General features: G+C 66.8%; 13 protein-coding genes. 10 read left to right on the top strand and 3 right to left on the bottom strand.

The features are described from left to right. Positions 1-33: 33 nt before the first annotated feature. Positions 34-825, bottom strand: a complete 792-nt coding sequence (locus BTM36_RS03290) for a sulfite exporter TauE/SafE family protein (RefSeq protein ID WP_077235209.1) — start codon at positions 823-825, stop codon at positions 34-36. 429 nt (positions 826-1,254) lie between these two features. Here BTM36_RS03290 and tauA point away from each other — a divergent pair, with 429 nt between their 5' ends. The 4 genes from tauA (at position 1,255) to BTM36_RS03270 (ending at position 5,608) form a co-directional block, all read left to right on the top strand. After that, complete coding sequence (gene tauA / locus BTM36_RS03285; protein WP_077235208.1) at positions 1,255-2,283, top strand: taurine ABC transporter substrate-binding protein; 1,029 nt, start codon at positions 1,255-1,257, stop codon at positions 2,281-2,283. 48 nt (positions 2,284-2,331) lie between these two features. After that, complete coding sequence (locus BTM36_RS03280; protein WP_006462986.1) at positions 2,332-3,117, top strand: taurine ABC transporter ATP-binding protein; 786 nt, start codon at positions 2,332-2,334, stop codon at positions 3,115-3,117. Next, positions 3,117-4,028, top strand: coding sequence for an ABC transporter permease subunit (locus BTM36_RS03275; RefSeq protein ID WP_006462985.1), 912 nt, complete (start codon positions 3,117-3,119; stop codon positions 4,026-4,028). Before BTM36_RS03280 ends, BTM36_RS03275 begins: the two co-directional genes overlap by 1 nt. A gap of 68 nt (positions 4,029-4,096) precedes the next feature. Continuing rightward, positions 4,097-5,608, top strand: coding sequence for a PLP-dependent aminotransferase family protein (locus BTM36_RS03270; RefSeq protein ID WP_077235207.1), 1,512 nt, complete (start codon positions 4,097-4,099; stop codon positions 5,606-5,608). A 78-nt stretch (positions 5,609-5,686) separates the two neighbouring features. Here the strand turns inward: BTM36_RS03270 and BTM36_RS03265 are convergent, their stop codons facing one another. Together BTM36_RS03265 and BTM36_RS03260 are read right to left on the bottom strand one after the other, a co-directional pair. Continuing rightward, positions 5,687-7,117, bottom strand: coding sequence for an FAD-binding oxidoreductase (locus BTM36_RS03265; RefSeq protein WP_233207535.1), 1,431 nt, complete (start codon positions 7,115-7,117; stop codon positions 5,687-5,689). 49 nt (positions 7,118-7,166) lie between these two features. Beyond that, a complete protein-coding gene (locus BTM36_RS03260; protein ID WP_077235206.1) occupies positions 7,167-7,580 on the bottom strand; it encodes a nuclear transport factor 2 family protein in 414 nt (137 codons plus the stop codon). A gap of 235 nt (positions 7,581-7,815) precedes the next feature. Here BTM36_RS03260 and BTM36_RS03255 point away from each other — a divergent pair, with 235 nt between their 5' ends. The 6 genes from BTM36_RS03255 to BTM36_RS03230 all read left to right on the top strand — a co-directional run bounded on the left by BTM36_RS03255 (position 7,816) and on the right by BTM36_RS03230 (position 12,583). After that, the gene (locus BTM36_RS03255; protein WP_006462981.1) at positions 7,816-8,382 is read left to right on the top strand and encodes a kinase inhibitor; all 567 of its coding nucleotides are present in this window, start codon (positions 7,816-7,818) and stop codon (positions 8,380-8,382) included. A 29-nt stretch (positions 8,383-8,411) separates the two neighbouring features. Then, positions 8,412-9,233 carry a helix-turn-helix transcriptional regulator gene (locus BTM36_RS03250; protein ID WP_006462980.1) on the top strand — a complete coding sequence of 274 codons (822 nt, stop codon included), beginning with the start codon at positions 8,412-8,414 and terminating at the stop codon, positions 9,231-9,233. A 165-nt stretch (positions 9,234-9,398) separates the two neighbouring features. After that, a complete protein-coding gene (locus tag BTM36_RS27570; protein WP_139347031.1) occupies positions 9,399-9,809 on the top strand; it encodes a hypothetical protein in 411 nt (136 codons plus the stop codon). Positions 9,810-10,067: 258 nt separating this feature from the next. Further along, positions 10,068-10,559 carry an MgtC/SapB family protein gene (locus BTM36_RS03240; protein WP_006462977.1) on the top strand — a complete coding sequence of 164 codons (492 nt, stop codon included), beginning with the start codon at positions 10,068-10,070 and terminating at the stop codon, positions 10,557-10,559. Positions 10,560-10,571: 12 nt separating this feature from the next. Continuing rightward, complete coding sequence (locus BTM36_RS03235) at positions 10,572-10,889, top strand: YnfA family protein (protein WP_077235204.1); 318 nt, start codon at positions 10,572-10,574, stop codon at positions 10,887-10,889. Positions 10,890-11,275: 386 nt separating this feature from the next. Continuing rightward, positions 11,276-12,583 carry an MFS transporter gene (locus BTM36_RS03230; protein WP_006462975.1) on the top strand — a complete coding sequence of 436 codons (1,308 nt, stop codon included), beginning with the start codon at positions 11,276-11,278 and terminating at the stop codon, positions 12,581-12,583. Positions 12,584-12,591 lie beyond the last annotated feature (8 nt).

The following is a 12,591-nucleotide window of genomic DNA, read 5'->3' as shown; positions in this document are numbered from 1 at the left end:
TGCCTGCTGCTTGCTATCAGCGCAGCATCCCGCTCATCCCGCCAGCGCCACCAGCCCCGCACAGAACAGCAGCGCCGACACGATGCGCTGGAACCATGACGGTGACAGCAGGCCATAGAGCCGCTCCCCCACCAGCACACCGGACGCGAAGGCCGGCACCAGCCAGGCCGTCAGCGCCAGTTGCGGCAGACCCACCTGTCCGTCCCAGGCCAGGATCATGGCCGCGCCAAAGAACAGCACCATGAAGTAAGCCAGCAGGTTGGCGCGCAGGTGTGCGGCCTGCTCATGTGCCTGCTCATGTGCCTGCCCGTGATCGGCCGCTTGCGGTATCGCTCCTGCCTCAGCGCGCCGGATGCCATTGAAGTAGTACACCGCCGCCACCCCGCCGATCCCGCACAGCGCTGTCATCAGTCCTGACACCGCACCGGCCGCCAGCGTCGGCGTGGCGCCGCCCCCATGGCGCCAGCGCCAGCCCAGCACGTGCAGGGCGGTCACCGCCAGCACGCACAGGCCGATCAGACGATGCATGTCGGGCAGGCTGCCGCTGGCGATCAGCCGCACCCCCACCGCAGTGCAGGCCAGTGCGATGGCCGCCAGTGGCAACACCGTTGGCCAGTGAGCCTGCCGGACCCAGCCGCGCCAGCCCTGCAGCGACGCCGCGCAGTTGACCAGCACGATCAGGGCCGCCGCCTCTGAGGACGGCAGCGCCAGGCCGAACAGCGGCGCCATGACCAGCGCCCCGCCAAAGCCGGTCACGCCCTTGGTGAGACCGGCCAGCAGGCTGACCGCCATGAGGCCGGCGACCAGCGACAGGGAGGCGCTCATGCGGCCACCTCGGGATGGCACACGCGGCAAGAAGAAGGGATAAGTCGGGACATGGCGCAATCATTGCATCGGCACCGGCTGGACCATAAGACCAGCGAGACCTTTCCATGGAGCCAGCCACGACAGCACCGCAGGTGGGCAAGGCGCACAAAAATGGCGCGAAAGCGGTGCCGCTTTCTGCCCGCCGCACCACGCCCAAGCCGCGCAGCCGGCGGTGGCGCGGCTGTGCGCCGGATCGCCACTGCCATAACGCACCCGGACCAGGCGCGGTTGCGCTGGTCCAATCGAAAGGCCGCTGTGGCTCCATCGGCTGGCGCAGTTTCTGCGTCAGAGTAGATGCGTTGCCAACACCGAAACGGGCAACCGCGTGCCAGTACCGGGCCGCGTTCCTTGCTCACATCGCCACATCACGATATCGAGGGGTTTTTCATGAAAGCATTCGCACTGCGTCGTACGCTGACCGGCCTGCTGGCCGGAGCCTGCCTGTTCCCTGCCGCCCTGGCCCTGGCCGCCGACAAGGAAGTCACCATCGCCTACCAGGACATGATGGTCCCCTGGCGCTACGCCCAGCAGCTTGACGAGGCCGCCAAGGAAACCAGCTACAAGGTCAACTACCGCAAGTTCGGCGGTGGCGGCGACGTCATCCGCGCCATGGCCTCGGGCAACGTGCAGATCGGTGAAGCCGGTTCCAGCCCGGTGGCGGCCGGCCTGTCGCAGGGCCTGCCGATCCAGCTGTTCTGGATCCTGGACAACATCAACGACGCCGAGGCCATGGTGGCCCGCAACGGGTCCGGCATCAGCTCGGTGGCGCAGCTCAAGGGCAAGCGCCTGGGCGTGCCCTTCGTCTCCACCAGCCACTTCCATGCGCTCATGGCGATCAAGCAGGCCGGCCTGTCGGCGGCCGATGTGAAGGTGCTCAACATGCGCCCGCCCGAGATCGCCGCGGCCTGGGAGCGCGGCGACATCGATGCCGCCTTCGTCTGGAACCCGGTGCTGGCCAAGATCAGCGCCAGTGGCACGGTGGTGACCAGCTCCGGCAAGATCGCCGCCCAGACCGGCATCGCCACCTTCGACGGCTTCGTGGTCAACCGCGACTGGGCCAAGGAGCATGAGAAGTTCATGATCAGCTTCACCCGCATGCTGGCCAAGTATGACGCCATGTATCGCGCCAACCCGGGTCAATGGACCGGCGACACCGCGCAGGGCAAGGCGGTGGCAGCCATCTCCGGTGGCGAGCCGGGCGAGGTGGCGGCAGCACTGAAGCTCTACCAGTTCCCGACGCCGGCCGAACAGGCTTCCACCAAGTGGCTCTCGGGCGGCAAGGAGGCCGGTGCCGTCAAGTCGCTGCAGGCCACGGCCGAGTTCCTGAAGGAACAGAAGACCCTGCAGGCCATCCTGCCGGATTACTCGGTGGGCGTGACCGACCAGTACGTCAAGGCCATCGCGGCCGGCAAGTAAGGTCGTCGTCCCTTCCCTTTTTCACCCATTCATCCTTGGAGCGCGAGCATGCTTGAAATCGACCAGGTCTCGATCGAATACCCGGCCCGCAAGGGGCCGCCCAGCCTGGCGCTGGACCAGGTCTCGCTGTCCATCCCGGCTGGCGAGTTCGTGGTGGCGCTGGGGGCCTCCGGCTGCGGCAAGACCACCCTGCTCAATACCATTGCCGGTTTCATCCCGCCCACGCGGGGCGAAATCCGGCTGGCCGGCGAGGCGGTGGACGGTCCCGGTTCGGATCGCGGCGTGGTGTTCCAGAAGCACGCGCTGATGCCCTGGATGAATGTGGTGGAAAACGTCGAATTCGGCCTCAAGCTGCGCAAGATGCCGTTGCACGAGCGGCGCCGCATCGCCCTCGAATGTCTCAACAAGGTGGGCCTGCTGTCCTCGGCCCACAAGCAGGTCTATGAACTGTCCGGGGGCATGCAGCAGCGCGTGGGGGTGGCACGCGCCATCGCCTCCTCGCCCTCGGTGATGTTGCTGGACGAGCCGCTGGGCGCGCTCGACGCCTTCACCCGCGAAGCCATCCAGGAACTGCTGCTGGACCTCTGGAACGAGTCCCAGGGGGTGTTCTTCTTCATCACCCACGATGTGGAGGAAGCCCTGTTCCTGGCCACCCGCCTGATCGTGATGGCGCCCAGCCCAGGCCGCGTGGTGCATGACCTGAGCATGCCCTTCGCCCGCCGCTACCTGGCCACCCGCGATGCCCGCGGCACCAAGGCCGATCCTGAATTCATCGCCGCCCGCGAACGCGTGCTGGCGCTGGTCCACCAAACCTCGTCGACCGGGATGCACTGATGAACAGCACCACCGCCACCGCCGTCACCAAGCCGGCGCAGGAGACCACCATGCCCCCCACTACCCGCCCTGCGGCCACCGCATCCGCCCAGGCCACTGCCCCGCGCCGTCGCCGGCGCCCGCGCAACTATGGCGCCCCGGGCCAGGGCAGCACCTGGCTGATCAGCACCATCACCCTGGTGGCCTTGCTGCTGCTGTGGTGGATCGCCACCGGCCTGCACTGGATCAAGCCGCTGTTCCTGCCCACCCCGCAGGCCACCCTGGATGCGCTGATTGGCGCCCTGCACGGCCAGACCCAGGGCGACACGCCGCTGGCGCAACACGTGCTCATCAGCCTGAGCCGGGTGATGGCGGCCTTCCTGCTGGCAGTGGTCACGGCCGTGCCGGTGGGGCTGGCCATGGGTACCTCGCGCCTGGTGCGCGGCATCGCCGACCCCATCATCGAGTTCTATCGACCGCTGCCGCCGCTGGCCTACCTGCCGCTGATCGTGATCTGGCTGGGTATCGATGAAAGCGCCAAGGTCACGCTGATCTACCTGGCCTGCTTCGCCCCGCTGGCGATGGCTTCCAAGGCCGGCGTGCGCTCGGTGGCGATCGAACAGATCAATGCGGCGCGCTCGCTGGGTGCGAGCAACTGGCAGGTGATCCGCATGGTGGTGTTTCCGGCGGCACTGCCGGAAATCCTGACCGGCATGCGCATCGCCGTGGGCTTCGGCTGGACCACCCTGGTGGCGGCCGAGATGGTGGCGGCCACCGCCGGCATCGGGCAGATGGTGCTCAATGCCTCCAACTTCCTGCGCACCGACATCGTGATCATGGGCATCATCGTCATCGGCGTGCTGGCCTACCTGATCGACCTGCTCATGCGCAAGATGGAAGAAAAGCTGATTCCGTGGAAGGGCAAGATGTGAAACCCGCACAGCCTGCTGCTGGCACGCTTCCTGCGACAACGCAGGCTTTGGGACAGCGGAGCAAAGGCGTGCGTGACCACCAGGCCCATCAGGTGATGTGGCGACAGATCTTTCCCGAGCCGGAGCGCCAGGGCAGTACCCTGCAGAGCCAGTTGCGGGTGTGCTTCGTCGATGCCGTGCTGGACGGGCGACTGGCGCCCGGCATGCGCCTGCCCTCCAGCCGCGAGCTGGCCGACATGCTGGCCATTTCACGCAATACCGTGGTGCTGGTCTATGAAAAGCTGGCCGAGGACGGTTACCTGGAAAACCGTCCGCGCAACGGCTATTACGTCAGCGAGCGTTACCTGCACCACCACCGGCCGGCGCAGACTGCGCCCGACCATCCCCGTCGCGAGGCACCGCAGGGGGTGGACTGGCAGGCGCGCATGCAGGCTGAGCCTGCCGGCATCAAATGGCTGGACAAGCCGGAAGACTGGCAGCGCCATCGCTATCCCTTCCTGTACGGCCAGTTCGATCCCAGCCTGTTCCCCATCGCCGACTGGCGCGAGTGCAGCCGCCAGGCGCTGGACGTGAGCTCCATCCGGGGCTGGGCGCCGGATGCCATCGACCATGACAATGCCTCCCTGGTGGACCAGTTGATCAAGCGCGTGCTGCCCCGGCGCGGCATCGCGGCGCGCCGGGACGAGGTCCTGCTGACGGTGGGGGCGCAACAGGCCCTGTACCTGGTGAGCGAACTGCTGACACCGCCTGGCTCCACCGTGGCGGTGGAAGACCCGGGCTACATGGATGCCCGCAACATCTTCCTGCGCCGGGGCGCGCAACTGGTGGGGCTGGAGGTGGACCGCGACGGCGTGCTGCCCGATCCGGCGGTGCTGGCCCGGGCCAGCATGCTGTATTGCACACCCAGCCACCAGTGCCCGACCGGTATCACGCTCTCCACCGAGCGGCGGCTGGCCTTGCTGGAATGGGCGCGCACCCATGATGGTGTGATCATCGAAGACGACTACGACGCCGAGATGCAATACGTCGGCAAGCCCTCCCCGGCCCTGAAGGCCATCGACCATGAGCGCCGGGTGATCTACATCGGCAGCCTGTCCAAGACGCTTTCGCCGGGCCTGCGCATCGGCTATATCGTGGCACCGGCGGAGGTGGTGGTGCGGCTGCGCGCCTTGCGGCGGCTGATGATCCGCCATCCGGCCACCAACAACCAGCTGGCGGCGGCGCTGTTCATCTCGCACGGCCATTACGACCGCTTCCTGCACCTGATGCGCGATGAACTGGCGCGCCGGGCGGGTCTCCTGATCGACGCCGTGCGCACGCATCTGCCGATGATGGATTTCACGCCACCGGATGGTGGCTCTGCCTTGTGGGGTCGCTTTGCGCCGGAGATCGATACCCGGCTGCTGCGGCAGGCGGCCTTCGAGCAAGGCATCCTGGTGGAATCGGGCGAGGCCTTCTGGCTGGCCGAGCCGGGCATGGTCAATGGACTGCGGCTGGGGTTTTCATCCATCCAGGCCGAACGCATCGAACCCGGGATTGCGGCGCTGGCGGCCCTGGTGCCGCGCTGTCGCCTGCGCTGAGAGACACTCACTTGCAGTGTCTTGCAGCCGTGCGGGGCGCACGCCCGGCACGGCCCTTGTCCCTTCCCTTACCCCTGCCTACAGGATTTCGTCACGCAGCCAGTACCAGCGATAGAGCATGCTCTGCCCCAGGCGGCGGAAGGGTGCGGCCCACTCGCCCTGGCGCGGGAAGGGCAAGGCGCTGTCGTAGATGGGCAGCTCGATTTCCGGTCCGCGCAGGCCGGCCACGCGCTCGGCCATGCGGCGCCCGGCATGGGCCGAGAAGGACACGCCGTTGCCGCCATAGCCCAGGGCGTAGTAGATGCTCTGCGCCGGATCAGGCTGCACCACGCGCGGCATCATGTCGTGGCTGACATCGACCCAGCCCCACCAGGAATGATCGATGCGGATGCCCTTGAGGGCGGGAAACTTGCGGGCCAGCCCGTCGACCAGCAGGCGGTAGTGATGCTCCTGATGGGCAGCGGCGCCACTGATGGCGCTGCGGCTGCCGATCTGCACCCGGCGGTCCGGCAGCAGGCGGTAGTAGAAGCGCAGCGTGCGGGTATCGGTGATGGCCTGATGGGTCAGGAAGTTGGTGGCCTGCAGTTCTTCGTCGGTGAGCGGGCGCGTGACGATGGAATTGGACAATACCGGGAACACGCGATTCTTCAGCAGCGGCGTCAAGCCCTGCAGGCCGTAGGCCCCGGTGGCCACCGCCACCGCGCGCGCCCGCACCACCCCGCCGGGGGTACGCAGGTGATGCACGCCATTGCGCGTTTCCCAGCCCGTCACCGGGCTGGAGGGATGCACGCGGGCGCCCAGTGCGCGGGCCATCTTCATGTAGCCGAAGGCCAGTTTCAGCGGATGCACGCAGATGCCCACCGGTTCGTGCATGGCGCCGGCGGCCTCCTGGTCGCCGCACCAGTCACGCCGCACTTCCTCGCCGGTGAGGATGCGAGTGTCGTAACCGAAGCGGCTGCGCATGACCTCGGCTTCGTTGCGCAGGAAGTCCATCTTCTTGGGCCGATGGGCGATGTAGAGATGGCCGCCAGGCTGGGGATCGCAGTCGATTTCCTCGGTGAGCTGGCGGAAGGTCTCGAAGCCGTTGCGGATTTCCTCGTCCAGCTTCAGCGCGGTCGGCAAGCCCCAGCGGTCAATCCACTGCGAGCGGTACAGGCGACCGCTGGCGTTCTGCCCCTGGCCGCCATTGCGGCTGGTGCAGCCCCAGGCGACCTGGTTGGCTTCCAGCACGGTGGCGCGGATGCCGTGCTCGCGTGCCAGGAACAAGGCCGTGGCCAGGCCGGTGAAACCGGAGCCGATGATGACCACGTCGGCATCGGTGTCACCCGTGATGGGGCCATCGTCCGGCGGCGGATCACCGGCGCTGGCGACCCAGTAGGTCGGCGCGTACTGCATGTTATGACCGGGCGAACGCGAGACCAGCGGATCGAAGGCGGGGTCGTAGGGCGTGGCAGGAGCGCGGGAATCGGTGAAGGCAGCGCCGACTTCGGCGCGGGACAGGCTGTTCATGGCAGTGGCCTTGGTAGCAGTGAGCGGGCGGCGCGGTGTTTGCTGCGGATCAGGCCGGCCTGACGGTGCGGTTCTTGCGGAAGACGTTCTTCTGCAGGATCTTGCCATCGCGGAAGATGAACAGATCGACACCGTCGGCCTCGATGGGCGAGCCATCGGCGGCGGTGCCGGTAAAGGTCCATTCGGACACGCCACGCTCGCCGGACACCCAATGGCGACCATTGCGCCACTGCGCATCGGGCACGGCGATCCAGGCCGAGGCAAAGGCCTTGGCGACCGCCTCCTGGCCGGCATGGCGGGTGCCGTGGGCATCGTGCCCGGCGGCAGTGAGGAATTCACAGTCGGGATGCATGTAGCTCATGAGGGCAGCGATGTCGTGGCGGTTCCAGGCATCGGAGAAGGCCTGTAGGGTTTCCACCGTCACGGCCGGTGCGGTGCTGAGCGAATGGGATGGCGAGGACATGCGAACTCCATGGGATACCTGATACAGGCGAATACGGCACAGCCTACTGGAGCCTGGCCTGAAGGCCATAGAGCCAGCGGAGGCTTTTGATCAGGCCAGGGCGGCCGGCGATGGAGCCAGTCGATATGCGGCGGGCAGGATGACGCCTTCTGCACCGCGCCTGACGTTTTCTGCACCATGGGCGGCAGGCGTGGCCTCTACGATGAGCGCTCTTCAACCCCTGTGGAGCACATGCATGAACCATCCCAAACACCTGGCCGCGACCCTGGCCACCAGCGCAGCCCTGACGCTTTCCGCACTGTCGGCCCAGGCGGCCGACTTCAGCGTGACCAGCAAGGACATCCAGGAAGGCCAGACCCTGAGCAACGCCCAGGTCTTCCAGGGCTTCGGCTGCAACGGCCTGAACCGTTCGCCGCAATTGTCCTGGTCGGGCGCGCCAGCCGGCACCAAGAGCTTTGCCGTCACGGTCTACGATCCCGATGCACCAACGGGCAGTGGCTGGTGGCACTGGACGGTATTCAACATCCCTGCCTCGGTGACCAGCCTGCCGGGCGGGATCACCGCCGAGGGCAAGGGCTTGCCGGCCGGCGCCATCCAGGGCCGCACCGACTTCGGCAGCAGCAGCTTCGGCGGCGCCTGCCCGCCGGAAGGCGACAAGCCGCACCGTTACCAATTCGTGGTCTGGGCCTTGAAAACCGACAAGTTGCCACTGGACGCACAAGCCAGCGGTGCTATGCTCGGCTTCATGCTCAATGCCTCGGTGCTCGGCCAGGCCCGACTGACCGCCCACTACGGACGCTGACTCCGACGCTGATTCCCCCCCATCCCCGCATGCAAAACGATCTCGCCATCCTGCCCTTCGCGCATGGTCCCGCACCGACCCTGACCCGCATCCGCGCCCGCCAGGAGCAGAAGCTGCGCCAGGTCTTCATCGGACTGGCCAGCATCTGCCACGTGCGGCAGGGGCGCAAGCGGGTCGAATGGGGCAGCCGTCAGCTGCAATGCGGTCAGGATGTATTGCTGCTGATCGCCCCCGGCATGCAGATGAACGTGGCCAACCTGCCCCGCGCTGGCGAATACGCGGCCGACATGGTCTCGCTGCCGTCGTCGCTGCTGGAGCGCTTCCGCCTGCATTATCCCGGCCAGGGCGTGCGCAGCAGCGAAGCCACGGCCTTGGTCAGCGTGCAGCAGGATGCGGACATCCTGCGCGCCTGGCGCTACCTGCTCGACTGCATCCGCGATGACGCGGCCGCTGACCTGCAGTGCCAGGCCGCCGAAGGCCTGTTGCTGGCGCTCAGTCTGCGCGGGGTGGTGGGTGGTCTCTTGCGTGAACGGGGCGACGCGATCAGCCAGCGCATCGAACAGCATCTGCTGATGCTGGCCCCGGAGCAGCGCAGCCTGGAACGGGTGGCCGATGCCTTCCACTGCAGCGTGTCGACCCTGCGGCGCCGCCTGGCACGCGAGCAGACCGGTTTTCGCGAACTGCTGGACAAGGTGCAGCTGGGCCAGGCGCTGGAACAACTGCAGGCCTCATCCCTGCCGATTGCCGACATCGCCGCCTCCTGCGGCTACGATTCGGCCTCGCGCTTTGCGATCCGCTTTCGCCAGCATTACGGGCTGAGCCCTAGCGAACTGCGGCAGACCCTGCCGTGACGGTGAGCTGGCGCCACCCAGCTCAACAACAGTCACCGTCATCCCGGTACGAAAGCACCGACAGGCGTATGAAGTGACGTCCGACTGTGGGAAACGGGAGCGAAGCCTAGTATGGCATCAACGGCTCGCGACAGCGGGACGCCCCCAAAACTCAAGGAGATACGCATGTCATCCAAACCGACTCTGAAATTCCTCGGCACTGCCCTGATTGTTGCCGCCTTCAGCACTGGCGCCATGGCGCAGACCTCGGGCGGCGCTGCCGGCTCGGGTTCCGGTTCGGCCGGCTCCGGCGCCACCGGTGCCACCGGCGCGCAGACCACCCCGGGTAGCGGCAACAGCGGCGCTTCCGATGCGGGCAGTTCCTCCAGCAAGAGCAAGACCATGCGCAACCACAACAAGTCCGACAAGAGCAGCACCAAGTCCCGTTCGGGTAACAACCCGAATGCCACCGAGATGAAGGATGGTCCCATGGGCACTTCCCCCGGCGGTAATGGCGGCGCGGGTGGCGGTTCCGGTGCGGGTGGTGCAGGTGGTGCCGGCGGCTCGGGTGCAGGCGCTGGCGGCTCCGGTTCCTGATCTTTCGCAACAGTCTTTCCTGACATGAGCCGACCTACGAAAGTCGGTCAGCAGGGCTTGACCGGCTTGCACGTTTGAGCGCGGCATGGCGTAGCCTCCGTTCCTTCCCGCCATGCCTGATTTGCCCCGTCGATCCTGACGGGGCTTTTTTATGCACGTTCGTCCGGCTCTGAGTGCAGGAACCAGCAAGGTGCAAGGGTACAATGGCGGGCTGATTCCCTACGTCCTGCAAGCTTCCCTAGCCGCCCCGACCGTGCCATGACCGACCATTTCGAAGTCTTCTACCGTCTCTGCTTTGCCATGCTGATCGGCTGCATCATCGGTATCGACCGCAACCTGCGTGGCAAGCCCACCGGCATGAAGACGCTGGGTCTGGTGGCCCTGGGCTCGGCGCTGGTGACGATGGCGGCGATGGATTTCTCCTTCAGTGCCGACGACCATTATCGTGACGCCGTCAGCCGCGCCATCCAGGGCGTGATCACCGGCATCGGCTTCCTGGGCGCCGGCGTCATCATCCATGAACAGCGGACCGAGAAAGTCCGGGGACTGACCACGGCGGCCTCGATCTGGGTGACGGCGGCGGTGGGCATCGTCTGCGGCGGTGGCTGGTGGCGCGTGGCCCTGATGGCGACGGCGCTGATCCTGCTGCTGTTCGTGGTGGGCCGGCCGCTGGAGCAGTTCATGCACCGCCAATGGCTGCGCAAGAGCGACGATGAGCGGGCCGACATCACCGCCCGTGAAGAAGACTGAGCCCGGCCGGCCGTGAAGACCCTGCTGCTCTATCTCTGCACCGCCGTGGCCGAAATCGTCGGCTGCTACCTCCCCTATCTCTGGCTCAAGCAGGACCGCTCGGCCTGGCTGCTGCTGCCGGCCGCGCTGAGCCTGGCGCTGTTCGTCTGGCTGCTGACCCTGCACGACGCCGCCTCCGGGCGCGTGTATGCGGCCTATGGCGGGGTCTATATCGCCGTGGCCATGGCCTGGCTGTGGGCGGTGGATGGCATCCGGCCCTCGGCCTGGGATTGCGCGGGTGTGGCCGTGGCGCTGGCCGGCATGGGCATCATCGCCTTCCAGCCGCGCTGAACACCGGCCGTGTCCGGGCGGCAAGCTCCCCGCGCACCGCTTTGATGCCCTGCACCCTCACGATGCACTGCACCACGAACGCGCAGCTTGCACTGCAATACATCACGCGATGATATAAATCGGGGCCAGCCGCCAGCTCAACGGTGGCCCCTTGTTCCGCCCCTTACTATCTCTCCCCGCCGCAAACCCGCGCCGTACTGGCGCACCTGCCCTATTCCCAGCGCCTGGCACGACCTTTGCTCATAAGTGCCCAGGATCAAGGACGATCCCCCAATTCGATGCCGATCTAACGATGGATCTGCAAGACACACGGACAATGGCGTCCGCTAGAACCGAGCCCTGCGCTTGGTTCCAGCGGGCGCCTTTTTGTTTTTACAGGACCCGAGATGAGCAAATCCAATCGTATCGAGCTGTTCTCCCTGCGCACGCCGCAGATGCGCGCCTTCCACCTGACCTGGATGGCTTTCTTCGTCTGCTTCTTCGCCTGGTTCGCCTGCGCGCCGCTGATGCCGGTGATCAAGGGTGAATTCCATCTCACGCCCGGCCAGATCGCCAACATCAATATCGCCGCCGTGGCCGTGACCATCCTGGTGCGCCTGGTCATCGGCCCCATGTGCGACCGCTTCGGCCCGCGCAAGACCTATACCGGCCTGCTGCTGGCCGGTGCCGTGCCGGTCATCGGCGTGGCCTTTGCGCAGAGCTACGAGAGCTTCCTGTTCTTCCGCCTGCTGATCGGTGCGGTCGGTGCCAGCTTCGTGATCACCCAGTACCACACCTCGGTGATGTTCGCCCCCAATGTGGTCGGCACCGCCAACGCGGCCACAGCCGGCTGGGGCAATGCCGGCGGTGGCGTGGCACAGGGTGTGATGCCGCTGCTGATGGCGGCCGTGCTGATGCTGGGCGTCTCCCAGGCCTGGGGCTGGCGCGTGGCGCTGCTGGTGCCGGGCGTGCTGATGCTGATCATGGCGGCGCTCTACTGGCGCTTTACGCAGGACTGCCCGGAAGGCAACTATGACGACCTGCGCGCCGCCGGCGTGACCATCGAAAGCGGCAAGCGCGGTGGCTGGGCGAGCTTCCGCGCCGCCGCCGCCAACTACCGCGTGTGGATGCTCTTCATCACCTACGGCGCCTGCTTCGGCGTGGAAATCTTCATCCACAACATCGCCGCCATCTACTACGTGGAGCACTTCCAGCTGTCGCTGGAATCGGCCGGCATCGCCGCCGCCAGCTTCGGCCTGCTGGCGCTGTTCGCCCGCGCCCTGGGTGGCTTCATCTCGGACAAGGTAGCCCTCGCGGGCGGCCTGAACCGCCGCGCCACCCTGCTGTTCGTGATGATGCTGGGCGAAGGCCTGGGCCTGCTGTGGTTCGCCCATGCCGGTAGCGTTGCGGCGGCCATCTTCGCCATGCTGTGCTTCGGCCTGTTCACCCACATGGCCTGCGGCGCCACCTATGCGCTGGTGCCCTTCATCGACCGCAAGGCCCTGGGCGGCGTGGCCGGCATCATCGGCGCCGGCGGCAACGTGGGTGCGGTACTGGCGGGCTTCCTGATGAAGGGCCTGGGCAATACCCAGCAGACCCTGTCGGCGCTGGGCGTGCTGGTGACCGTCTCGGCACTGTGCGCCGTGGCCATCCGTTTCACTGCCTCGGACAAGAACGGCGAAGCCGTCCTGGCCGACAGCAAAGTTGCAGCCTGAGGAGACAA

Source organism: Herbaspirillum sp. VT-16-41 (genome assembly GCF_001994935.1).
Classification (GTDB): Bacteria; Pseudomonadota; Gammaproteobacteria; order Burkholderiales; family Burkholderiaceae_D; genus Herbaspirillum; species Herbaspirillum frisingense.
This window is presented reverse-complemented; position numbering and strand designations above follow the sequence as displayed.

Bases quoted from the DNA above. Each gene is read 5' to 3' on its own strand.
- BTM36_RS03260 (WP_077235206.1), bottom strand. From the start codon at position 7,580: ATGTCCTCGCCATCCCATTCGCTCAGCACCGCACCGGCCGTGACGGTG.
- BTM36_RS03255 (WP_006462981.1), top strand. From the start codon at position 7,816: ATGAACCATCCCAAACACCTGGCCGCGACCCTGGCCACCAGCGCAGCC.
- BTM36_RS27570 (WP_139347031.1), top strand. From the start codon at position 9,399: ATGTCATCCAAACCGACTCTGAAATTCCTCGGCACTGCCCTGATTGTT.
- tauA (WP_077235208.1), top strand. From the start codon at position 1,255: ATGAAAGCATTCGCACTGCGTCGTACGCTGACCGGCCTGCTGGCCGGA.
- BTM36_RS03265 (WP_233207535.1), bottom strand. From the start codon at position 7,117: ATGAACAGCCTGTCCCGCGCCGAAGTCGGCGCTGCCTTCACCGATTCC.
- BTM36_RS03290 (WP_077235209.1), bottom strand. From the start codon at position 825: ATGAGCGCCTCCCTGTCGCTGGTCGCCGGCCTCATGGCGGTCAGCCTG.
- BTM36_RS03275 (WP_006462985.1), top strand. From the start codon at position 3,117: ATGAACAGCACCACCGCCACCGCCGTCACCAAGCCGGCGCAGGAGACC.
- BTM36_RS03230 (WP_006462975.1), top strand. From the start codon at position 11,276: ATGAGCAAATCCAATCGTATCGAGCTGTTCTCCCTGCGCACGCCGCAG.
- BTM36_RS03280 (WP_006462986.1), top strand. From the start codon at position 2,332: ATGCTTGAAATCGACCAGGTCTCGATCGAATACCCGGCCCGCAAGGGG.
- BTM36_RS03250 (WP_006462980.1), top strand. From the start codon at position 8,412: ATGCAAAACGATCTCGCCATCCTGCCCTTCGCGCATGGTCCCGCACCG.
- BTM36_RS03240 (WP_006462977.1), top strand. From the start codon at position 10,068: ATGACCGACCATTTCGAAGTCTTCTACCGTCTCTGCTTTGCCATGCTG.